At 65.8% G+C, this 19,573-nt stretch carries 21 protein-coding genes and 1 tRNA gene; 7 read left to right on the forward strand and 15 right to left on the reverse strand.

What is annotated here, in order from left to right; genetic code table 11:
* Positions 1 to 2: 2 nt before the first annotated feature.
* The 3 genes from V474_RS14130 to V474_RS14140 all read left to right on the forward strand — a co-directional run bounded on the left by V474_RS14130 (position 3) and on the right by V474_RS14140 (position 1,274).
* Positions 3 to 284: an integration host factor subunit beta gene (locus tag V474_RS14130; RefSeq protein ID WP_043978468.1), complete on the forward strand. Its 282-nt coding sequence runs from the start codon at positions 3 to 5 to the stop codon at positions 282 to 284.
* A gap of 95 nt (positions 285 to 379) precedes the next feature.
* Positions 380 to 463: transfer RNA gene (locus tag V474_RS14135), tRNA-Leu, on the forward strand.
* A 187-nt stretch (positions 464 to 650) separates the two neighbouring features.
* Positions 651 to 1,274: a PilZ domain-containing protein gene (locus tag V474_RS14140; protein ID WP_059152064.1), complete on the forward strand. Its 624-nt coding sequence runs from the start codon at positions 651 to 653 to the stop codon at positions 1,272 to 1,274.
* Positions 1,275 to 1,287: 13 nt separating this feature from the next.
* Here the strand turns inward: V474_RS14140 and msrB are convergent, their stop codons facing one another.
* The 3 genes from msrB to V474_RS14155 form a co-directional block, all read right to left on the reverse strand.
* Entirely contained in the window at positions 1,288 to 1,779 is a 492-nt protein-coding gene (msrB, locus tag V474_RS14145; RefSeq protein ID WP_059152065.1) for a peptide-methionine (R)-S-oxide reductase MsrB, read from the reverse strand.
* A gap of 88 nt (positions 1,780 to 1,867) precedes the next feature.
* Entirely contained in the window at positions 1,868 to 3,127 is a 1,260-nt protein-coding gene (locus V474_RS14150) for an ABC transporter permease (RefSeq protein WP_059152066.1), read from the reverse strand.
* A complete protein-coding gene (locus V474_RS14155) occupies positions 3,124 to 4,125 on the reverse strand; it encodes an ABC transporter ATP-binding protein (protein ID WP_407938333.1) in 1,002 nt (333 codons plus the stop codon). The genes V474_RS14150 and V474_RS14155 overlap by 4 nt, the downstream gene beginning before the upstream one ends.
* Before the next feature lie 25 nt (positions 4,126 to 4,150).
* Here V474_RS14155 and queG point away from each other — a divergent pair, with 25 nt between their 5' ends.
* The gene (gene queG, locus V474_RS14160) at positions 4,151 to 5,272 is read left to right on the forward strand and encodes a tRNA epoxyqueuosine(34) reductase QueG (RefSeq protein ID WP_082699781.1); all 1,122 of its coding nucleotides are present in this window, start codon (positions 4,151 to 4,153) and stop codon (positions 5,270 to 5,272) included.
* A 52-nt stretch (positions 5,273 to 5,324) separates the two neighbouring features.
* Here the strand turns inward: queG and V474_RS14165 are convergent, their stop codons facing one another.
* From V474_RS14165 to V474_RS14180, 4 genes are all read right to left on the reverse strand, one after another.
* Complete coding sequence (locus tag V474_RS14165) at positions 5,325 to 6,551, reverse strand: NAD(P)/FAD-dependent oxidoreductase (RefSeq protein ID WP_059152068.1); 1,227 nt, start codon at positions 6,549 to 6,551, stop codon at positions 5,325 to 5,327.
* A gap of 139 nt (positions 6,552 to 6,690) precedes the next feature.
* Positions 6,691 to 7,683 (reverse strand): LLM class flavin-dependent oxidoreductase, encoded by a 993-nt coding sequence (locus V474_RS14170; RefSeq protein WP_059152069.1) that lies wholly within the window; start codon positions 7,681 to 7,683, stop codon positions 6,691 to 6,693.
* Positions 7,680 to 8,588, reverse strand: coding sequence for a tetratricopeptide repeat protein (locus V474_RS14175; RefSeq protein ID WP_059152070.1), 909 nt, complete (start codon positions 8,586 to 8,588; stop codon positions 7,680 to 7,682). Before V474_RS14175 ends, V474_RS14170 begins: the two co-directional genes overlap by 4 nt.
* Before the next feature lie 4 nt (positions 8,589 to 8,592).
* The gene (locus V474_RS14180; protein WP_059152071.1) at positions 8,593 to 9,363 is read right to left on the reverse strand and encodes an alpha/beta hydrolase; all 771 of its coding nucleotides are present in this window, start codon (positions 9,361 to 9,363) and stop codon (positions 8,593 to 8,595) included.
* A 336-nt stretch (positions 9,364 to 9,699) separates the two neighbouring features.
* Between V474_RS14180 and V474_RS14185 the strand changes: the two genes are divergently transcribed.
* Complete coding sequence (locus tag V474_RS14185) at positions 9,700 to 11,037, forward strand: ArnT family glycosyltransferase (RefSeq protein ID WP_059152072.1); 1,338 nt, start codon at positions 9,700 to 9,702, stop codon at positions 11,035 to 11,037.
* A gap of 16 nt (positions 11,038 to 11,053) precedes the next feature.
* On the opposite strand, the gene V474_RS14190 is transcribed toward V474_RS14185, so the two are convergent.
* Together V474_RS14190 and V474_RS14195 are read right to left on the reverse strand one after the other, a co-directional pair.
* Complete coding sequence (locus tag V474_RS14190) at positions 11,054 to 11,245, reverse strand: helix-turn-helix transcriptional regulator (protein WP_059152073.1); 192 nt, start codon at positions 11,243 to 11,245, stop codon at positions 11,054 to 11,056.
* Complete coding sequence (locus tag V474_RS14195) at positions 11,242 to 11,706, reverse strand: hypothetical protein (RefSeq protein WP_236711270.1); 465 nt, start codon at positions 11,704 to 11,706, stop codon at positions 11,242 to 11,244. The genes V474_RS14190 and V474_RS14195 overlap by 4 nt, the downstream gene beginning before the upstream one ends.
* A 359-nt stretch (positions 11,707 to 12,065) precedes the next feature.
* Between V474_RS14195 and thrS the strand changes: the two genes are divergently transcribed.
* Positions 12,066 to 14,060, forward strand: a complete 1,995-nt coding sequence (gene thrS, locus V474_RS14200) for a threonine--tRNA ligase (RefSeq protein ID WP_059152074.1) — start codon at positions 12,066 to 12,068, stop codon at positions 14,058 to 14,060.
* Positions 14,057 to 14,731 carry a spermine/spermidine synthase domain-containing protein gene (locus V474_RS14205; RefSeq protein ID WP_059152075.1) on the forward strand — a complete coding sequence of 225 codons (675 nt, stop codon included), beginning with the start codon at positions 14,057 to 14,059 and terminating at the stop codon, positions 14,729 to 14,731. The genes thrS and V474_RS14205 overlap by 4 nt, the downstream gene beginning before the upstream one ends.
* 197 nt (positions 14,732 to 14,928) lie before the next feature.
* On the opposite strand, the gene V474_RS26220 is transcribed toward V474_RS14205, so the two are convergent.
* The 6 genes from V474_RS26220 to V474_RS14230 all read right to left on the reverse strand — a co-directional run bounded on the left by V474_RS26220 (position 14,929) and on the right by V474_RS14230 (position 19,548).
* On the reverse strand, positions 14,929 to 15,144 hold the full coding sequence (locus tag V474_RS26220) for a hypothetical protein (protein WP_059152076.1): 216 nt from the start codon (positions 15,142 to 15,144) through the stop codon (positions 14,929 to 14,931).
* A complete protein-coding gene (locus V474_RS14215; RefSeq protein WP_059152077.1) occupies positions 15,138 to 16,025 on the reverse strand; it encodes a bestrophin family protein in 888 nt (295 codons plus the stop codon). The genes V474_RS26220 and V474_RS14215 overlap by 7 nt, the downstream gene beginning before the upstream one ends.
* A complete protein-coding gene (locus tag V474_RS14220) occupies positions 16,022 to 16,279 on the reverse strand; it encodes a hypothetical protein (RefSeq protein WP_059152078.1) in 258 nt (85 codons plus the stop codon). Before V474_RS14220 ends, V474_RS14215 begins: the two co-directional genes overlap by 4 nt.
* Positions 16,280 to 16,476: 197 nt before the next feature.
* Positions 16,477 to 16,602 (reverse strand): hypothetical protein, encoded by a 126-nt coding sequence (locus V474_RS26825; RefSeq protein WP_255456490.1) that lies wholly within the window; start codon positions 16,600 to 16,602, stop codon positions 16,477 to 16,479.
* 253 nt (positions 16,603 to 16,855) lie between these two features.
* Positions 16,856 to 17,842 carry an agmatine deiminase family protein gene (locus V474_RS14225; protein WP_407938334.1) on the reverse strand — a complete coding sequence of 329 codons (987 nt, stop codon included), beginning with the start codon at positions 17,840 to 17,842 and terminating at the stop codon, positions 16,856 to 16,858.
* Complete coding sequence (locus V474_RS14230) at positions 17,839 to 19,548, reverse strand: M28 family metallopeptidase (protein ID WP_059152079.1); 1,710 nt, start codon at positions 19,546 to 19,548, stop codon at positions 17,839 to 17,841. Before V474_RS14230 ends, V474_RS14225 begins: the two co-directional genes overlap by 4 nt.
* Positions 19,549 to 19,573 lie beyond the last annotated feature (25 nt).

Consider the following 19,573-nt stretch of genomic DNA (forward strand, 5'->3'; position numbering starts at 1 on the left):
CGATGATCAGGTCCGAACTGCTGCAGGTGCTATCCAAGGACAATCCCGAGCTTCGCGCAGAGGATGTGGAGCGCGCCGTAGACACCTTCTTCGACGAAATCGGCCAGCGCCTGGCAGACGGCGGCCGCGTGGAACTGCGCGGCTTCGGTGCCTTTTCAACCCGCCACCGCGATGGCCGCAAGGGCCGCAACCCTCGCACCGGCGAAAGTGTGGAAGTGCCCGAGAAGCGCGTCCCCTATTTCAAGCCCGGCAAGGAAATGCGCGCCCGTCTCAACGTGGAGTGATCGCACCTTTCGGGGGATTTTCGTACAAGATGCGGCAAGGTCCCGGTTGCCGGGGCCGCGCCGATCTGCGAGATGCAGCGCCTGACGCAGGCCGTGCGGGCGTGGCGGAATGGTAGACGCTGCGGACTTAAAATCCGCTTGGGTATCCAGTGCGGGTTCGAGTCCCGCCGCCCGCACCAAATTTCCCGATCATTGATTACTTCGCATTTATTTGCGGCAGTGAACGTATGCAAACGTTTGCGTTTACAAATAGGTAATGTGCTGAAAGGTATCTATTACTAGGTATGCACCCGTTGAGCTGTTGCGCATCCCGCGCAGCGCCGCCTAGCCGGCTTAACGGGCGCGTACCAAGGGGGTATCGTTCGCATGAATTTCCCGGGCAGCCTGTCCACCCGCAGCGCCGCATCATCGGCCGACCAGCGTGCGACGCCGCGCTTTGCGCTGCTGCTGCGGGCGGCCAAGCTGGTTTCGCCCGGAGGAGAGTACCTCTGCATCGTGCGCGACGTTTCCGCGACCGGGGTGAAGCTCAGGCTGTTCCACTCGCTGGCCGGGGTCGAGCAACTGGCGCTGGAAAGCGTGACCGGTGAGCGTACCGGCGTCAATCTGGTGTGGGAACACGGCGGCGAGGCAGGTTTTCGCTTCGTGCAGCCGATCGACGTCGAGCGTTTCATCGCCGAGGCCGGGCCCTATCCCAAACGCCCCATCCGCATCTGCGTGGACCATCCCGCCCGCATCACTGTGACAGGCAGCGTGACAGGCGCCCGGCTTCTCGACCTCTCGCGTCAGGGCGCCCGGATTGAAACCGACCAGCGCCTTGCGATCGGGCAGCAACTGCGCATCGACGCCGCGGAGATGCCGCAGTTCGAGGCCACCGTATGCTGGCGCCGCGAACCGGCTTACGGCCTGGTGTTCCGCCAGCTCATGAGCCTGGAGGAACTGGCCCAGCGCACCTTCCGCATGCAGGCCCTGCGCGGTATTCCCTCCCGATAAAGGCCCATCGGCGCTAGTCCGGCCGAAACTTCATCGCCGCCCCGTTCATGCAATAGCGCTTGCCGGTTGGCGGCGGCCCATCGTCGAAGACGTGGCCCAGATGCCCTCCGCAGCGCATGCAGTGCACTTCGGTGCGCGAGATCCCCAGCGTCGAATCGCCCGAGACACCGACAGCGCCGGGCACCGGCTTCCAGAAGCTGGGCCAGCCGGTACCGCTGTCGAACTTGGTCTTCGAGGAAAACAGCGGGTTACCGTCCGCCGCGCATAGAAAGGTACCGGCGCGGTGTTCATCGTTGAGCGGCGAGGTGAAGGACCGCTCGGTCCCCTGCTGGCGCAGGATGCGGTATTGCTCGGCGGTCAGGCGGCGGCGCCATTCCGCATCGGCGAAATGCACCGGATAGACTTTCGCCTCGGCTTCGGTGCCCCCGCAGGCGGCAAGCACCGGCAGCGCGGCCCCCGCGCTGAGCCAGGCCAGGACATTTCGGCGGGTTGTCGCTGTGGGCATGATGACGCCTGACCTCTTGCTTGATCCCCTGCCCCTCCATGTGGGGCACGCGCAGCGCTATTCAATCTCGGGCCGGTATCTCTTGTCCCTAACGATTGACGGCGGGGCGGCGGCCCGGCCACCAGCGGACCTTGCCTTTTTTCCCCTGCGCGCCGGACTTCATCACGCGCATGCGGAACAGGCCCGAACCCAGCCGCACCAGCAGCAGAACCCACAGGCCCTGCCAAAGCACCGCGCCCAGATGGGGCAGCAGCGCCGGGTCCTGCGCCGCGCGGGCCAGCATCGCGAAAGGCGAGCTGAACGGGAACAGCGCCGCGACCATCTCGATCGTGCTGCCCGGCTGGGTCATCGCGTACGTGGCGAAGAAGAACAGCATGAGCTGCATCATCGTCACCGGCATCGAGAGCGTCTGCACCTCGCGAACGGTATTCGCCAGCGAGCCGATCGAGAGGAACACCGAACCCAGCAGCAGGTAGGCCATGGAAAAGTAGAGGATGCCCAGCAGGACCAGCATCGGCCAGCCCACGGCAGGGTCAGGCAGCGACGGCACCGCCGATTCGGCCAGCAGGTAAAGCCCGCCCCCAACAGCGGCCCATGTGGCGATGCCCACCAGCGACACGCCCAGCATCGCAAAGAGCTTGCCGAAGAACACCGCCTCCATCGGGATCGCGGCGGCCAGCACCTCGATGATCTTGTTGGCTTTCTCCTCGACGAGGTTGGACAGAACCATCCCCGCCAGCATCATCGTCAGCAGAAACAGCAGCGTCTGGGCGCCCTGCGCCGTCCTGAGACGGCTCTTGCGGTCGTTGACCCGGCTGCTGACCGTGGTTTCCAGCCTGACCCGCGGCCAAGGCGCGGCGGAGGTCTGCTTTGCCTGTGCCGCGATCATCGCCACGTCGCCGGTCCACGCCGCGATCTGGTCGCGCGGGCCGGTCAACACGGGTGCTTCGAGGGAGCCGGAGAGAATCGCGGCGATGTTGCCTTCCTTGCCAGCCATGGCGGCCGCCGGATCGGCGCGCTCGCCCGGGGCGAGGCGCTTGAGCACCATGAGGCCGGGCAAATCCTGCCCCAGCCGGTCGGCAAGCCCGTCACGGGCGCGAACCATGGCGTCGGCTTCGGCTCCGGGCATGATGACCCCCACTTCCGGCCGCTCGCTGGAATGCTCCACCTGATTGCCCACGCTGCCCGCCAGCGCCCCGACGATCAGCGGGAACAGCGGGCCGAGCAGGAAGAAGAAGAACGTGCGCGAGAACAGGATCGCGGTGAAATCGCGCCGGGCCACGACCCAGGCGGCGCTAAAAGCCGAGAGCCGGCCCTGATGCGAATCGTCGTGCGAGTCGAGGATCATCGGCGCGGCTCCTCGGGCTTTTCTTCTTCCAGCGCGCGCGCCGCGGCCTCACCGGCGATGGCGACGAAGGCATCGTGCAGGCCCGCACGCTCGATGGAGAGCGACAGGATGCCAGCCTCTCCCGCGATCAGGGCGCGCAGCAGCGGTTCGATACCCGAGTCGGGCAACGCGAAGTGCCAGAACTGGCCATCCTGCCGTACATCGGCGGGCAGCGCGGCGCGCCACGCGCCCTGCAGCGCGCGGGTTTCGAGGCGGACCTGCGCCGGGATGCGGTCCCGCGCGAGGTCGACCGGACCGGCGAAGGGCACCTTGCCGCCGGCGATGATCGCCACTTCGTCGCACAGCCGCTCGGCATGGGCGATGACGTGGGTAGAAAAGATCACGGTGGCGCCGTCCTGCGCCAGACCGCGCATCATCGCCTCCAGCTTGCCCTGGTTGAGCGCATCGAGGCCGGAGAACGGCTCGTCGAAGATCACCAGCCGGGGCCGGTGGACCAGCGTGCCGAGGATCTGGACCTGCTGCGCCATACCCTTGGAAAGCTGGCGTATCTGCCGATCTGCGGCATAGCCCAGCCCGTGCCGCTCAAGCAGTTCATGCGCCCGGCGGCGGCCTTCCTTCAGCGGCAGTCCGCGCAAGGCGCCAAGAAACGCGATCGCCTCCGTCGCCTTCATCGAGGGGTAGAGGCCGCGCTCCTCGGGCAGGTAGCCGATCGCATGGGCAACGTCGTGCGGGCGTTCGGCTCCAAGGATGCGGCGATAGCCCGAATCGGGGTCGATGATGCCCAGAAGCATCCGCAAAGTGGTGGTCTTGCCGGCACCGTTGGGGCCGAGGATGCCGTAGACCGAGCCCGCCGGGACCGAAAGATCGACGCCGTCAACGGCGGTGAAACCCTCGAAACGCTTGACCAGGCCGCGCGCTTCGATCGCCAGCGGCCGGTCAAAGGGCAATCCCGCATCTGACTGCCGTGCCCGATCTGACTGGTGCGGATTGCCGGTCAACCTCGGATCTCCTACTTGCGCATCCATGACATCCCCCGGCTCTAACATATCCGCCCATGATGGCGCAGATCTGGTTAAGGCCAAGCTAAATGCTTTCGCCAAGGATGCAGAGGCACAGGCGCGCGCGTTGGGCTTCTGCGCCTTCGGTATCGCCTCGGCCGCCACCGACGACGCGCGCGCCGCCCGGCTCGATGCCTGGCTGGCGGCGGGGATGCACGGCACCATGGGCTGGATGGAGGAACGTGCGCACCATCGTCGCAGCCCGCAGGGTATGTGGCCCGAGGCGCGCAGCGTGATTGCGCTGGGCATGAGCTATGCCCCCGCCGCCGACCCGCTGCGGCTGGAGGGCGAACCGCAGATCGGGCGCATCTCCACTTATGCGCAAGGTGCCGACTATCACGACGTGGTGAAGAAGGCGCTGAAGCACCTCTCCCGCTGGATCGTGGCCGAGGGGCAGGCGCGCAAGATCGCGCCCGAAGTGGGCGTGAAGGTGTTCACCGATACCGCGCCGGTCATGGAAAAGCCGCTGGCCGCCTCGGCCGGGCTGGGCTGGCAGGGCAAGCATACCAACGTGGTCAGCCGCGAGCATGGATCGTGGCTGTTCCTGGGCGAAATCTACACGACGCTGGAGTTCGAACCTGCAAAACCGGGCCGCGACAGTTGCGGATCGTGCAGCGCCTGTCAGGACGCCTGCCCGACGAACGCGTTTCCCGCGCCTTACCGGCTCGATGCGCGCCGCTGCGTCAGCTATCTCACCATCGAACACAAGGGGCCCGTCCCCGAGGACCTGCGAGAAGGGCTGGGCAACCGCATCTACGGCTGCGACGACTGTCTGGCGGTGTGCCCGTGGAACAAGTTCGCGCAAGTGTCGCACACCATCAAGGCGTACCTGCCCCGCGCGGAACTGACCGCGCCGGAACTGGCGGACCTGCTGACGCTGGACGATGCGGGTTTCCGCACGCTGTTCTCGGGCAGTCCGATCAAGCGAATCGGGCGCAATCGCTTCGTTCGCAACTGCCTGTATGCGGCGGGAAACAGCGGGCGGGCGGCACTGCTGGCGCCAGTGGAGGCGCTATTGGGGGATGATGACCCCGTTGTGGCGGAAGCTGCCCAGTGGGCGCGGGCGCGGCTTGGCGCTCCGGCCTGATTTCCCAGAAGGTGGCGGGGCCCCCGCAAGAACGCAGGCCCCCGCCTTGCCTTTAGAGCAGTTCCTTGAGCGGCGTGCCGGCATCCGCCAGAACGGCCACGTCGGGCGTCGCCCCGGCTTCCACCAGCTTGCGGCCCTGTACGTAGTCCTTGACCGCATTCACGCAGTCCAGCGCGACGACGCGGCCTTCCTTGAGGTATACGACCGAGAAGCTGCGGCTATCGGGCTCGCCGCGAATCACGGTCTTGTCGAAGCCCATGTTGATGCCGGCGGTCTGGAGACGCAGGTCATACTGGTTCGACCAGAACCACGGGAACGCCTTGTAGGCCTTCTCGTCGCCGCAGATGGCCTTGGCGACACAGGTGGCCATGTCGTTCGCGTTCTGCACCGATTCGACCCGCATCACGGTGCCGCCGGCGTATTCGCAGGCAAAGGCTGCGCAGTCGCCGATGGCGTAGATGTCGGGCAGCGACGTGCGGCAGAATTCATCCACGTCGACTCCGTTCGCGCCGCTCGCTCCAGCCGAGATCAGCGGGCCGATGGCAGGCACGATGCCAATGCCGACGATCACCGCCTCGGCCGGGACCACTTCGCCGTCCGCCAGCTGAACGCCGGTGACACGGTGGCCATCGCCCACCAGGCAATCAACCGCCACGCCAGTGCGCAGGTCGACGCCGTGGTCGCGGTGTTCTTTCTGATAAAACTCGGACAGTTCCTCGCCGGCCACGCGGGCCAGGACGCGCGGCAGCGCTTCGAGCAGGGTTACGTTGAGCTTCAGCTTCGACAGCACCGCCGCCGCTTCGAGTCCGATGTAGCCGCCGCCGATGACGACGATGTTCTTCGTACCCGCATCGACTTCGGCCATCAGCGTGTCGCAGTCCTCGCGGGTGCGCACGGCGTGGACGCCGGCCAGTTCCGCGCCCGAGCACGAGAGGCGGCGCGGATCGCCGCCGGTCGCCCAGACCAGCTTGCCATACCCCAGCGTGGTGCCGTTCGAAAACGTCAGTTCCTTTGCCTTGGCATCGACCTTCGTGACCTCCGTGCTGAGCTTGAAGGTTATCTCCTTCTCGGCCCAGAACGTCGGAGGGCGGATGTAGAGCCGGTCGAAGGTCTTCTCGCGCGCGAAGTACTCCTTGGAGAGCGGCGGGCGCTCGTAAGGATACTCCGGCTCGCGGCCGACTACGGTGATGGTTCCGGTGAACCCGTTCTGGCGCAAGGCAATGGCGCACTGCGCCCCGCCATGTCCCGCTCCCACGATGACGACGTCTGTTGTTTCCATGCCCGGTTGAGTTCCGCAATTTAACCGCGCGGTCAATGCCCCAGAAGATATCAAGTTGCGATAATTACGGTATCGACGCCTGATCAGCGAGCGACGGCGACAATCGCTTGCCCCGCCTTCACCCTGTCTTCCGCCCTGGTCAGGCCGGCACCTGCCCCAGCGCTTCCATTGTCAGTTCAAGCGAGCGGATCTGCGCCGCCGGATCGTAAGTGGCGATGCTGACCATCAGTTCGTCCGCCTGCGTGCGGGCGACGAATTCCTCGATCCCGGCGCGCACCGTCTGCGGATCGCCCACGGCACTGACCGAGCGGACCTGCTCCAGCATCGCTTTCGCCGAACCGGGCAGGCTATCGCGGTAACCGCGTACCGGTGGCAGCAGCCGGCCGGGATTGCCGGTGCGCAGCGCCACGAAGCTCTGGTCGGTGGAGGTGGCGAGATAGGCCGCTTCCTCGTCCGTATCGGCGGCGATCACGTTGATTGCGGCCATGAAGTGAGGCTTGTCCAGCGTTTCGGACGGCTGGAACCGCTCGCGGTAGACCTTGGCGGCCTCGTCCAGCGCAGCAGGCGCGAAGTGCGAGGCGAAGGCGTAGGGCAGGCCCAGCATCGCCGCGAGCTGCGCGCCGAACAGGCTGGAGCCGAGAATCCACATCTCCACATTCGCGCCCGCCGCCTGCGGCGAAGGGACGCCGCCCGCCGCCTGCCCGGCGAAACGGGCCTGCAGTTCGACGACATCGTTGGGAAAACGCTCCGACGCGGCGTGGATGTCCTTGCGCAGGGCATGGGCCAGCCGCCCGTCCGCGCCCGGCGCGCGGCCAAGGCCCAGATCGACGCGGCCCGGAAAAAGCGCCGACAGCGTGCCGAACTGCTCGGCGATCACGTAAGGCGTGTGGTTGGGCAGCATGATCCCGCCCGAGCCGATGCGGATCGTCGAGGTCGCATTACCGAGATGGGCCAGGACCACCGAAGTCGCTCCGCCCGCGATCCCGTCCATGCCGTGATGCTCGGCCACCCAGTAGCGCTTGTAGCCGGCGCGCTCGGCGGCCTGCGCGGTCTTCACCGAGATGTCGAGCGCCTGGGCGACCGTGCCGCCTTCGCGCACGGAAACGAGATCGAGGACGGAAAGGGGGATCATGGCTTAGGGGCCTTCGCTGTGGTCGGTCGGGGCTTGTCGGATTCCGGGCCGAGCTGGGAGATATATTCCTTTGCGGTGACGGCGGCATCGCTGCCGGGACCGGCGGCGAGGACCGAATTCCAGCTGCGCCGCGCCGCCGTCTCGTTGCCGGAAAGCATGGCGATGACGCCTGCCTCAAGCCCGATCTCGGGGTCCTGCGGGGCAAGGCTCGCGGCCTTTTCGATCTGGGTCTGGGCCTGGCTTAACTTTTCCTGCCGGCGCGACAGCGTGGCCGAAAGCAGCCATGCCTGCGCATTGTCCGGCTGCGCGGTGCGCGCTTCCGCCAGCGCGGCGGCGGCTTCGTCCGGCTGCTTCACCGCCACCAGCGCGCGGGCGCGGTCCAGCGCGATCGAGCCGGTGAGTTCGGCGTCACCTATGATCTTGGCATCGGTCGCCGCCGGGCTGAGCAGGGCCAGCGCCTGTCCCGGCTGTCCGGCAGCCAGGGCGGCGTTGCCCGCCATGGCACCAAGCCGGGCGCGGCTGGAATGGTCCGCCGTGTCGGCAGCGTCGCGGGCGGTTACGAAGGCGCCGCGCGCCTCGTCCCAGCGGCCCAGATCGCTGAGCGCCGCCCCCAGGCACAGCCCGGCGCGCACGCGCTCGCGCCCGATCGCATCGCCCAGCGCGCTCTGGGCCAGTTCGGCCGAGCGTTCTGGGTTCGCTTCGACCGCGCTCATGCAGCCCGCCGTGCCGCGCGACGAGGGCAGAGCGACGCTCTGCGCTGCCCGCGCCCGCTTGGCGGCCTCGGCATCCTTCTTCTCGATGATCTCGAGCGGCAGCGACGAGGCATAGGGGTTGGCGTTGCTGGGCAGCGCGGACGCCGGGCCGACCTGGGCCATGAGGGGAAGCAGGAGAGGCAGCAGGGACATGGGATCAGGACTCCGAGGGAACCTGCGCCGCGCGGGGGAGAACAAGCTGCGCGACGGTGCGCAGCAGCAGCTGGATATCGCCATCGCGCGAGAGGCGGTGATCGCCGTCCTTGATCAGCGTCACCTGCACATCGGCTGAACGCAGTCGCTCGGCCAGTTGCAGCGAAATGTCGAAGGGCACGTCCTCGTCGCGCTGGCCGTGGAGCAGGCGTACCGGCGCATCGATCGCAATCGGGCCTTCCAGCAGGAGGTTTGCCTGCCCGTCCGCCCAGAAACCGGGGTGCGTGGGGGTCGGCTCGGGGCCGTAGGGGTTATCCTCGAAGATCGTTTCGCCGTCGGCCAGCATGGCCTTGTCCATCTGGGCGATGCCCCAGTCGGTGAAGTCGGGCGCAGCCGCGATGCCGACAAGGCCGGCAAGCCGATCACCCAGCGCAAGGCCGGCCAGCAGCATGACCCAGCCGCCCATAGAGGAACCGACGAGGACCACCTTCTCGTCCGGCATCTCCAGCGCGCCGACCAGGGCCAGCACTTCCTGAGTCCAGCGCGTCAGGGTGCCCTCGCCGAAATAGCCGGGGCTTTCGCCGCAGCCGGAATAATCGAACAGCAGGCACGGCAAGCCGCTGGCGCGCGCCATCTCGAACACGGCAGCGGCCTTGGAACCGTTCATGTCCGACATGTAGCCGGGCAGGAAGACGATCACCGGGCCGGTCCCCGGCGTGAAGCGATAGGCGATGGTGCGACCGTCGGACAGGTCGAGGAAACTGGTGGAAGTCATGCTCCCGTTAGTGGGAACCCCAAGCCCCAAGGGCAACCCGCGAAAGGCAAAGACTTAGCGGTATGGCCCATTCAGGGGTAATAGGCCTTCATATTGCCTGCATCGCAGAAACCGTCATCCTGAACTTGTTTCAGGATCCAGTTTGCCAATAACACTGCCGGTTGATCGGCTGGATGGATCCTGAAACAAGTTCAGGATGACGGTATGGAATGTTGGACGACCAAAGTGTCTTGCTGTCGATCGGCCTCGAAGTGGGCTGGCGCCGCTTCAAAAATGCACCCTTTCGCGCATTTTCAAACGGACTCTTAAGCCTGCGCTGCTAGAGACGGACCCGTAATGAGCGCCAAGGTCATCCATTTTCCGTCCCGCCCCTCGCGGCTTGCCTTGCGGCTCGAATGGTTTGCTACCGACAAATCGGTGCTGCTGGGCATCTGGGCGCTCTATTTCGCACTGCGAGCGGCGGTGCTGCTGATCGACGTGGCGCCTACTTCCGATGCCGAGTGGTACTATGCCCGCGCCGCGAGCCTTGCGGCGGGGCTGGGCTATCTCGACAATTCCGGCGCGCCCACCGCGTTCTGGCCCGCCGGCTGGCCGATCGCGCTGGGCCTCACCTTCTCGCGGTTCGGCACCTCGCTGGTGACGCTGGGGCTGTTCAACCTGGTCAGCGCGATGCTGATCGGGGTGACCACGCTGGCGCTGGGGCGGCGGCTGTTCGGTTCGGAAGGCGCCGCGCGGGCCGGACTGTTGATGCTGGCGGTCTATCCCAATGCCATCGGCTACGTGCCGCTGGCGCTAACCGAGGTGTTCTACACAGCTCTGCTGATGGCCGGGTGCTGGGTGGTGGTGACGCGCACCAACCGCTGGCAGCTTGTCAGCGCGGGCCTGCTGTTCGGCTTCGCCACGCTGGTGAAGGCGCAGACGCTGGTGGTGGTGCCCCTGCTGTTCGCGATCGACTGGCTGCGGATGGGCCAGGTCTGGCAGCGCCTGCCGCGCCTGCTGACCGAGGGCCTGATGGTGCTTGGCATCGCCGTGCTGACGGTGCTGCCCTGGACGATCCGCAACGAGGTGCAACTGGGCCACTGGATCGCGGTTTCGACCAACGGCGGCTATACCCTGCTCACGGGCAACCACGACACCGCCACCGGCGACTACACGCCGGGCGCCCCGGTGGTGAAGGAACTCATGGCCCGCCCCGGCCTGAACGAAGTGACCCGCGATGCCGAAGCCGGGCGGCTGGGCATTGCCTGGATCACGCAGAATCCGGACCGTTTCCTGGCGCTCGCCCCGAAGAAGCTGGCGCGCCTGTGGCTGCCCGACGGCGAGGCCGAGTGGGCCTATCAGGGCGGCGCGCCGGGTTATGCGCGCTTCGAGATCGTCTACCGCGCGGTGCGTGTGCTCAACCAAGGCTATTACGCAGCGCTGATGCTGACCTTTGCCGCCGCATTCTTCGTGATGATCGCGCGCCGCCGCCGCGACGGCCAGCGCTGGATCGGCTGGTGGCTGCTGCCTTACGGGATCGCGCTCTATCCGACGCTGATCTGCTTGGGGTTTTCGGGCCAGTCGCGCTTTCACTATCCAGTGATGCCCTGGGTCTGCATCACCGCCGGCTGGCTGGTGATGACCGCGCTGGGCCGTCTGGGCGAACGGACGGCTCTGAAACCGACGTTGCACTGACGCGCGCGCCGCCCAGCTAGTCCCTCTGAAAGATATCCTCGATCGCCATCCCGAACAGGTCGGCAATGCGGAACGCAAGCGGTAGCGAGGGATCGTAGCGCCCCGTCTCGATCGCATTGACGCTCTGGCGGGACACTTCCAGCCGCGTCGCCAGATCCTGCTGGCTCCAGCCGCGCTCGGCGCGCAGAACCTTGAGGCGGTTGTTCACAAACCTTGCCCGCCGCCTTGCGAAAAGCGATTGACCACCACCCCCACGAACAGCCCCAGTGCCCAAAGCGGGAAGACCAGGAACACCGGCATCCGGGGCACGAACGGCGAAAACAGTTCCAGAATGCCCCAGACGCTGCACACCGCCAGGGTCACGCCCGTCGCGACGAGGAATTTGCGCACTTCGAGCATGCGCAGATATTCGTCCTGAAGTTCGACCAGCAGCCTGCCCATCGCCCAGATCCAGCCCAGCACCGCGAAACCGGGCAGTAGCGCAAGGCCAACCGTGGTCGCGCTGGCCGGCGCATTGTCCGGCACCAGCCGCGTCGCCAGCGCGATAGCGGCCACGTAAAGCACGCTTAGCGGCAGCATACGCTTTGCGTAGCGCAGGTAAGCGGGGTTCTTCGGCGGCGAGGCCATGGCTGCGATCTCCTGTTCCTTGATGTAAAGCCAGCTTGTCATTACACTCCACTTAAGTCAAGTTTCATTGACATAATGAAAAGCAACCTTGTCCCATGGGGTCAGGGAGGACAAACCTCGACTTATCGCCGCCGAATCGCTACATCGCCCGCACCATGACGCGCCTGCGCACACTTGCGACCACTACCACCACCACCCGGCTCGTCCGGGCACGGTCGGTCGCGGCTTAAGGCAAGCGATCACCGTCGCCCGGGCATTTCGGGCGAGACGGCGTCTCTCTGCCCGAAACGAAGCTATTTAACAGGCGCCGCCGCTTCACCCTTGCGCGTGCCTGTGCCATGGCGCGCAAAGACCGCCCAGATGCTCCAGTTCGGCATTGGGCAAACGAGAGACGAGCTTTCATGTCCCAGATGTTCAAGATCAGCCTGCCCGACGGTTCGGTGCGCGAGATGCCCGAGGGGTCCACCCCCGCCGACGTCGCCGCCGCCATCGGCCCGGGCCTCGCCAAGGCGGCGCTTGCCGCGAAGATCGACGGCGAGCTGGTCGACCTGACCCGTCCCTTCACGGGCGACGCCAGCCTCGCCCTCGTCACCAGCCGCGACGAGGCCGAAGCGCTCGAGCTGGCCCGGCACGATTTCGCCCACATCCTGGCCGAAGCCGTGCAGGCGCTGTTCCCCGGCACGCAGATCACCTTCGGCCCTTCGACCGATGATGGCTTCTACTATGACTTCGCACCGGCAGACCGCCCCTTCACCGACGACGACCTGCCCGCGATCGAGGCGGAGATGCGCAAGATCATCGCCGCCGACAAGCCGCTGCGCCGCGAAGTGTGGGACCGTGAGCAGCTCATCAGCCGCTGGAAGCAGCAGGGTGAAAGCTTCAAGGCCGAATGGGCCGCCGAACTTCCCGGCGACGAGCCGCTGACCGTCTACTGGTCGGGCGAAGACTGGCTCGACATGTGCCGCGGCCCGCACCTGCCCTCCACCGGCAAGCTGGACCCGGCCGCGTTCAAGCTGACCCGCGTGTCCGGCGCCTACTGGCGCGGCGACCAGAAGAACGCGATGCTTTCGCGTATCTACGGCACCGGCTGGCTGAACAAGAAGCAGCTTTCCGCTCACCTGACGCGTCTGGAAGAAGCCGCCAAGCGCGACCACCGCAAGCTGGGCAATGAGATGGACCTTTTCCACCTCCAGCACGAAGCGCATGGTTCGGTCTTCTGGCACCCCAAGGGCTACGTGATTTACCGCGCGCTGGAAGACTACATGCGCCGCGCCATCAGCGCAGCCGACTGCAAGGAAGTGAAAACCCCGCAGGTCATGGACGCCCGGCAGTGGGAGCAGTCCGGCCACTGGGGCAAGTACCGCGAGAACATGTTCGTCATCCCCGACGAAGTGCCCAACACCGAGGACGAAGGCCCGATCATCTCGGACGATGCCGAGTGGATGGCGCTCAAGCCGATGAACTGCCCGGCCCACGTGCTGATCTTCAAGCAAGGCATCAAGTCCTACCGCGACCTGCCGCTGCGCATCGTCGAGAACGGCTGCTGCCACCGCAACGAACCGCACGGCGCGCTGCACGGCCTGATGCGCGTGCGCCAGTTCACGCAGGACGATGGCCACATCTTCTGCCGCGAAGACCAGATTGTCGGCGAAGTGCAGGCGTTCTGCGAAATGGCCGACAAGGTCTACCGCGATTTCGGCTTCACCTATTCGATCAAGCTGGCGCTGCGCCCCGACAACCGCATCGGCACCGACGAGCAGTGGGACAAGGCCGAGGCCGAACTGCGCGACGCCGTGGAGCGGGCCGGCCTCGCAACGCCCGAATACGGTTGGGAAGAACTCCCCGGCGAAGGCGCGTTCTATGCCCCCAAGCTGGAATGGCACCTGACCGACGCAATCGGCCGCACCTGGCAGGTCGGCACGATCCAGTCCGACCGCATGCTGCCCGAGCGCCTGGATGCACACTACATCGGCGAGGACGGCGCCCGCCACCGCCCGGTCATGCTGCACCGCGCGATCTTCGGATCGTACGAACGCTTCATCGGCATCCTGATCGAACATTTCGCCGGCAAACTGCCGGTGTGGCTCGCCCCGGTGCAGGCCGTGGTCGCCACGATCGTGTCCGACGCCGACGACTATGCGGGTGAAGTCACCGCGAAGCTGAAGGCAGCGGGCATCCGCGTCGAGACGGACGTGCGCAACGAGAAGATCAACTACAAGGTGCGTGAGCACTCACTGAAGAAGATCCCGCACCTCCTCGTTGTCGGCAAGCGCGAGGCCGAGGAAGGCACCGTCGCCCTGCGCACGCTGGGCGCCGAGCATCAGAAGGTCATGACGCTGGACGAGGCTATCGCCCTGCTGAAAGCCGAAGCGACCGCACCGGATCTGGTCGCATGATCCAGCGCGAACTCCTCGACACCGCATGGATCCCCGACGGCGAGAAGATGGAACTCTTCCGCCACGACAAGGACTTCATGGTCGTGATCGGCCACAACGAGCTGATGAGCACCCGCAAGTGGGGGTCCGAAGAAGCTCTGGCGACGATGGCCTATGACCGGATCAGGAACGCCAAGCGCCCGCACGTCCTGATCGGTGGCTACGGCATGGGCTTCACCCTGCGCGCCGCGCTTCGGGTGCTGCCGGAAAACGCCCTAGTCACCGTGGTCGAGCTGGTGCCGGAGATCATCGCATGGGCACGTGGCCCGATGGCGCACCTGACGGAAAACCACCTCGAAGACCCCCGTGTCAGGCTGGTGATGGGCGATGTCGCCCACGTCATCGAGGAAGGGCACGGCGACTATGACGCCATCCTGCTCGACGTCGACAACGGACCTGACGGGCTGGTGCGCGAAGACAACAACGTCATCTACTCGAAGGTCGGCCTGCGTAACGCCAAACGCGCACTGACCCCGGACGGCGTGCTGGCGATCTGGTCTGCCGGAGCGGACCCGGTGTTCAAGCGGCGGCTGGAGAAGGCCGGGCTGGCTGTGGATGAAGTAAAGGTTCACGCGCGCAGCAACGGCAAGGGTGCCAAGCACACGATCTGGTTTTCTACGAAGAGCGAGTAGGGGCAAAGTCCTGGGGCCATTGCCCCAGACCCCTTTATTGCCGTCGTCGTGCGTGCAGCGGCGTTTTGCGCGCATTGCACCGCCGGAGGTTATATGTCTCCCGACCAACCGTGAGCGCGCCTGTGCGGCGGCGCGCACAACCTCGACATTAATGGGGGTGCAGGGGGGCTATGCTCCCCTGCTTCTTACCCTTCAGCCTACCGCCGACGCCCAGCCGCCACGATAACGGCACTGCTCAGCAATATCCCCGAAACCAGCAACCCAGCCGCGACAAGGCCAACGGGGCTGAAGTCCGTCCGCGCCTCCATGCTGAAGGCCTTGCCGATGCGCATCACGGCGCTGGTTGTCTGGCGATCCTTGGAGAGGCGCATGGGCAGGGTGCTTTCTTTGGCGAAACCGCCCTGCCCTACCACAGCACTCCGTGCTTGTCCGGTCCCAGCGGCGCGGGTGCTTCTTCGCCGATGGTCTGCAGCAGGTCGATCTCGATCGTGCGGCACATCGCGTTGAGCGGCAGGTCGTGGACGTCGTTGGCGAAGGGATCGACGAGGTCGTCGCCGATGGTGAGCACGGCCAGGAACATCAGCCCCGCGAGGGTCGAGCCGAGCGGCGTCGCGAATTGCAGCGTCTCGACCAGTCCGATCGGCAGCAGCACGCAGAACAGGTGCGTGAACAGCATCGGCAGGAAGCGGTACTGAAACGGCAGCGGCGTGTTCTTGAGACGCTCCATACCGCCCTGCGCATTGGCGATGTCGACCAGCACGGCTTCCATCTGCGCCTGCTGGATGGTGTCGATCCAGCCGTTGCGCCGTGCTTCGTCGATGCGGCGGCCGGTGCCATCCAGGATGCCGTTCGCCACGTTGGTACGGCTGAGCGCGAGGTCCGCCTCATGCTGCGGGAGCAGGCGGAGAACTTCCTCATCGGGCGGCAGACGGCGAAGCTGGCAGCGCAGCGCGTTGACGTAGGCGATCTGGCGCAGGACAATCCGGCGCTTGTAGTCCGACGCTTCCGGGTCCGGCATGAAGTTGCGGGCCGAGCGCGCGATATTGCGGCTGGCGTTGATCATCAGGCCCCACAGGCCCCGGCCTTCCCACCAGCGCTGGTAGGCCGAATTGCTGCGAAAACCCAGAAACAGGCCCAGCACCGTACCGAACAGCGTTACCGGCAGTTCAGGAGCGTGGAAGGGGAGGATGTAGTATGTGATCGTGACCACCACATCCCATACGAACAGAAGGCAAAGCGGCTTCCATATTTCGCGAACGAGACGGGCGGGATTGGGGAGATTATTGACGATCATTGGGGAACTGCAGACTCCGGGCGGGGGTGCTGAGCGAGCGTCGTTATCCGCTTTTCCTCGAAGCTGCTCTTGGGCTTTTCGGTCGAACGGGCCATGGCGATGGAAGTTCCGGTTGCCGGGCGGATCGAGAACCAGTTCACCCGGTCAGCTGCCACCAGAAAGGCCAGCACGCCGCATCCAAACAGGAGCAGCAGCGAGTTGCCGACGAGCGATTCTCGAAGGCGGGTACGTTCAGCATCGGTCATGTTGCGCATGGTCGATCTCCAAAATCAGGTTTCAACCCCAAACTGGGGAAACCGGATTTCGATTGCATCAGCACTTTGCGACGAATCTTTGCTGCAGTGCAATATTAAGGTGTGCAGTGCAACACTAGAGACAAGATGCAGCCAAGATGCACCCTGTCACGTTGAAAATACAAAGAAATATTGCTGCCCGATGAATAGGCGGGCGCTCAGAACGGCAGCGATGTCCGCGCGAGAATCAGCGCCAGTGCGCAGCCGCCCACCACCAGCGGACGCAGCATCCCGGCAGTGGGAATGTGCAGCGGTGCCTGTGCGAGAGCGACGATACGAGCCATGACCGCGACCATGCCCCGGCAGTGGTTGCCAAAGCGTTAAGATCGCGCGGCGACCTGCGGACAGTCGATATCCAACCTTGTCGAATAATGCGGCTGTCCGACAACGCCCACCGTCACCCTGAACTTGTTTCAGGGTCCATCTTGCAGCTCAAACAACCGCTCAATCGGATGGATCCTGAAACGAGTTCAGGATGACGGCATTTGCCCGGCAAAAACCGGGCCTTTCGACCAAGCCTCGTACCGCGCCTCCCAATCAGACCAGCGAGGGCATCTGCTGGCTCGAGCAATGAAACGAGCCGCCGCCCGCCAGCACCGCATCGGCCATCACGCCCACCGTATCGCGGTCCGGGAATAACGCCGCGATCGCGGCGATGCCTTCGTCGTCATGCGCGGTGCCATAGATCGGCACCACCACCAGCTTCGAGGTGATCGCGAAGTTCATGTAGCTGGCCGGCTCGATACGCCCGCCTTCACTTTCCACCCGGCCCGGCGAGGGGACTTCGGCCACCGCCACGCCCATCGCCTCGGCCCGCGCCTTGGCGTCGGCGTAGATCTGCGCGTTGGGATCGTCCTGGCCGGTCGCGCGCGGCAGGGCCAGCACATTGGGCGACACGAAGCGGGCCAGGTTGTCGACATGTCCGTCGGTGTGGTCGTTGATGAGGCCGTCGCCCAGCCACAACACCCGGTCATAGCCGAGATCACGCTCCAGCCGCATCTCGAGGTCGCCCTGTGTGAGGTGGGGATTGCGGTTGGTGTTCAGCAGGCACTGCGCAGTCGTGGCGACAAGGCCGGTGCCATCCCCGTCAAGCGCGCCGCCCTCCAGAATCCAGTCGGCCGTCTCGACATCGAGACCGGCATCGCGCGCCAGTTCCTCGCCGATCTCCTGATCGCCGTCCATCAGGTACTTGCCGCCCCACCCGTTGAAGCCGAAACGCATCGCCTTGCGGTTGCCGTGCTGGTCCATCGTCACCAGCGGGCCCGTATCGCGCAGCCACACGTCGCCGAAGCGCCGCGTCTCCAGCTTCACCCTGGACGATACGAGTTCCAGCGCCCGCGCCCGGTTCGCTTCGTCCCGCACGATCAGGCGCACTTCCTGCCCGCTTTCGGCAACGGCGCTGGCGAAAGCCGCCATCTGCTCCTGCGCGGCTTCGAGGAAGCCGGGCCATTCCTCGGCGGCGTGCGGGAAGCCGATCCAGATCCAGTCCTGCGGGTGCCATTCGGGGGGGAGTGCGAAAGTCACGGGTGGCATCCTTTGGTAGCTGCGGCGCAATCCTTGTCGCGGATGGCGCGGAATTCGTCGGTTTTGCGCCAGTTGGGCCACATCGTGCCATCGGCAAGCTCTCGGCCCAGGTCGTAAAAGAGGCTGACGTCCTGCGCGATACCGCTCCAGTCCCAGTCGTCCGAATATTCATCGGCGGGGGCGTGATAGCGGTTGTCGGTATAGTCCTGCGCGGCCTTCTCTCCGGCAGCGGTGCCGCCGGTCACAAGGTCGTTGCTGCGCTCGATGTTGAACATGGGCACGCCGCGCTTGGCCAGACTGAAGTGGTCCGAGCGGTAGTAGCCGCCGCGCTCGGGATGATCTTCCGCCGCTTCGGTCAGGCCGCGTGCGGTCAGCGCCTTTTGCAGAAGGTCGCCAAGCTCGGACTTGTCACCGCCCGCCACCGTATAGGACTTCGCCGGGCCGGTCGGCAGCAGCGCATCCATGTTCACCCCGCCCACCGTGTGGTCGAGCGGAAAGACCGGGTTGGCGCCGTAGTATTCCGAACCGAGCAGCCCCGATTCCTCCAGCGTCAGCGCCACGAACAGCTGGCTGCGGGCGGCGGGCCCGGCCTCGGCGTTCATCTTCGCCAGCGCGGTCAGCGCCGCTACGCCGGTCGCATTGTCGACCGCGCCGTTGCAGATGTCGTCGCCGGTCTTGTCGGGCGTGCAGTGGCCGAGGTGGTCCCAGTGCGCGGAGTAGAGCACCGCTTCGTCAGGACGGGTCTTGCCCGGCAGCACGCCGACGACATTGTTCGAGCTGGAGCGGCGGACCGCGTTGTCGAACCCGAAGCTGGCCTTCACGCCCAGCGGCACGGCCTTGAAGCCCTTCTTCTGTGCAGCGGCGGTCAGCGCGGCCAGATCCTTGCCGGCGGCCTTCAGGATCGCTTCGGCGACGGGCTTTTGCACCCAGCCGTTGGCGGCGGTCTGGTCCATGCCGTCACCCGGTTTCTGCACGTAGTATTGCGCGCCGGTCCAGCTGGAGTTGACGACCTTCCAGCCATAGGCGGCCGGGAAAGTGTCATGCACGATCAGCGCGGCGGTAGCGCCCTGGCGCGCGGCTTCCTCGAACTTGTAGGTCCAGCGGCCATAGTAGGTCATGCGGCGGCCCTTGAAGAGGCCCTGCTCGCTTTCCGTCGCATAGTCGGGATCGTTGACGAGGATGACGGCGGTCTTGCCCTTCATGTCGACGCCGGCATAGTCGTTCCAGCCCAGTTCCGGCGCATTGATGCCGTAGCCGACGAAGACCAGTTCGCTGTCTTTCACCTGCGACTTGGGCGTCACGCGGTAGCTGGCGGCCACGTAGTCGTCGCCGAACCGGAACGATAGCGCCTTGTCTGCGCCTGACACGGTGAGCGGGGTGTAGCCGCTGCCGGTGATCTCCACCGTGGGCACCGGCTGCAGCCACTGGCCCTTGTTGCCCGGCTGGAGCCCTGCCTTCTTGAACTGCTCGACGATGTAATCGAGCACTTTCGGCTCGACCTCGGTGCTGGGCGCGCGGCCCTCGAGATCATCGGCGGCGAGGCGCTTGGTGATCGCCTGCATCAGCGGCACCGGCGCATCGGGCTGCGCGCCTGCATCCTGCGGCGGCGGCAGGGCGGTGCCCTTGGGCAAGGGGCCATCCTGTGCGGAAACGGCGGCGCAAAGACCAAACGCCGCCGCAGCGGCCAGGGGCAGGAGATGCTTCATCCGGGGGGAACCTCATGCTGGGAAC

The sequence above is a fragment of the Novosphingobium barchaimii LL02 genome (genome assembly GCF_001046635.1).
Taxonomy (GTDB): Bacteria; Pseudomonadota; Alphaproteobacteria; order Sphingomonadales; family Sphingomonadaceae; genus Novosphingobium; species Novosphingobium barchaimii.

Excerpts from the sequence above, each read along its gene's own strand:
- V474_RS14205 (WP_059152075.1), top strand. The coding sequence starts at position 14,057 with ATGATCCAGCGCGAACTCCTCGACACCGCATGGATCCCCGACGGCGAG.
- V474_RS14215 (WP_059152077.1), bottom strand. The coding sequence starts at position 16,025 with ATGATCGTCAATAATCTCCCCAATCCCGCCCGTCTCGTTCGCGAAATA.
- V474_RS14140 (WP_059152064.1), top strand. The coding sequence starts at position 651 with ATGAATTTCCCGGGCAGCCTGTCCACCCGCAGCGCCGCATCATCGGCC.
- V474_RS14150 (WP_059152066.1), bottom strand. The coding sequence starts at position 3,127 with ATGATCCTCGACTCGCACGACGATTCGCATCAGGGCCGGCTCTCGGCT.
- V474_RS14195 (WP_236711270.1), bottom strand. The coding sequence starts at position 11,706 with ATGACAAGCTGGCTTTACATCAAGGAACAGGAGATCGCAGCCATGGCC.
- V474_RS14175 (WP_059152070.1), bottom strand. The coding sequence starts at position 8,588 with ATGTCCCTGCTGCCTCTCCTGCTTCCCCTCATGGCCCAGGTCGGCCCG.
- V474_RS14230 (WP_059152079.1), bottom strand. The coding sequence starts at position 19,548 with ATGAAGCATCTCCTGCCCCTGGCCGCTGCGGCGGCGTTTGGTCTTTGC.
- V474_RS14170 (WP_059152069.1), bottom strand. The coding sequence starts at position 7,683 with ATGATCCCCCTTTCCGTCCTCGATCTCGTTTCCGTGCGCGAAGGCGGC.
- msrB (WP_059152065.1), bottom strand. The coding sequence starts at position 1,779 with ATGCCCACAGCGACAACCCGCCGAAATGTCCTGGCCTGGCTCAGCGCG.
- V474_RS26825 (WP_255456490.1), bottom strand. The coding sequence starts at position 16,602 with ATGGCTCGTATCGTCGCTCTCGCACAGGCACCGCTGCACATTCCCACT.
- V474_RS14220 (WP_059152078.1), bottom strand. The coding sequence starts at position 16,279 with ATGCGCAACATGACCGATGCTGAACGTACCCGCCTTCGAGAATCGCTC.
- V474_RS14180 (WP_059152071.1), bottom strand. The coding sequence starts at position 9,363 with ATGACTTCCACCAGTTTCCTCGACCTGTCCGACGGTCGCACCATCGCC.
- V474_RS14165 (WP_059152068.1), bottom strand. The coding sequence starts at position 6,551 with ATGGAAACAACAGACGTCGTCATCGTGGGAGCGGGACATGGCGGGGCG.
- V474_RS14185 (WP_059152072.1), top strand. The coding sequence starts at position 9,700 with ATGAGCGCCAAGGTCATCCATTTTCCGTCCCGCCCCTCGCGGCTTGCC.
- queG (WP_082699781.1), top strand. The coding sequence starts at position 4,151 with ATGACATCCCCCGGCTCTAACATATCCGCCCATGATGGCGCAGATCTG.
- thrS (WP_059152074.1), top strand. The coding sequence starts at position 12,066 with ATGTCCCAGATGTTCAAGATCAGCCTGCCCGACGGTTCGGTGCGCGAG.
- V474_RS14130 (WP_043978468.1), top strand. The coding sequence starts at position 3 with ATGATCAGGTCCGAACTGCTGCAGGTGCTATCCAAGGACAATCCCGAG.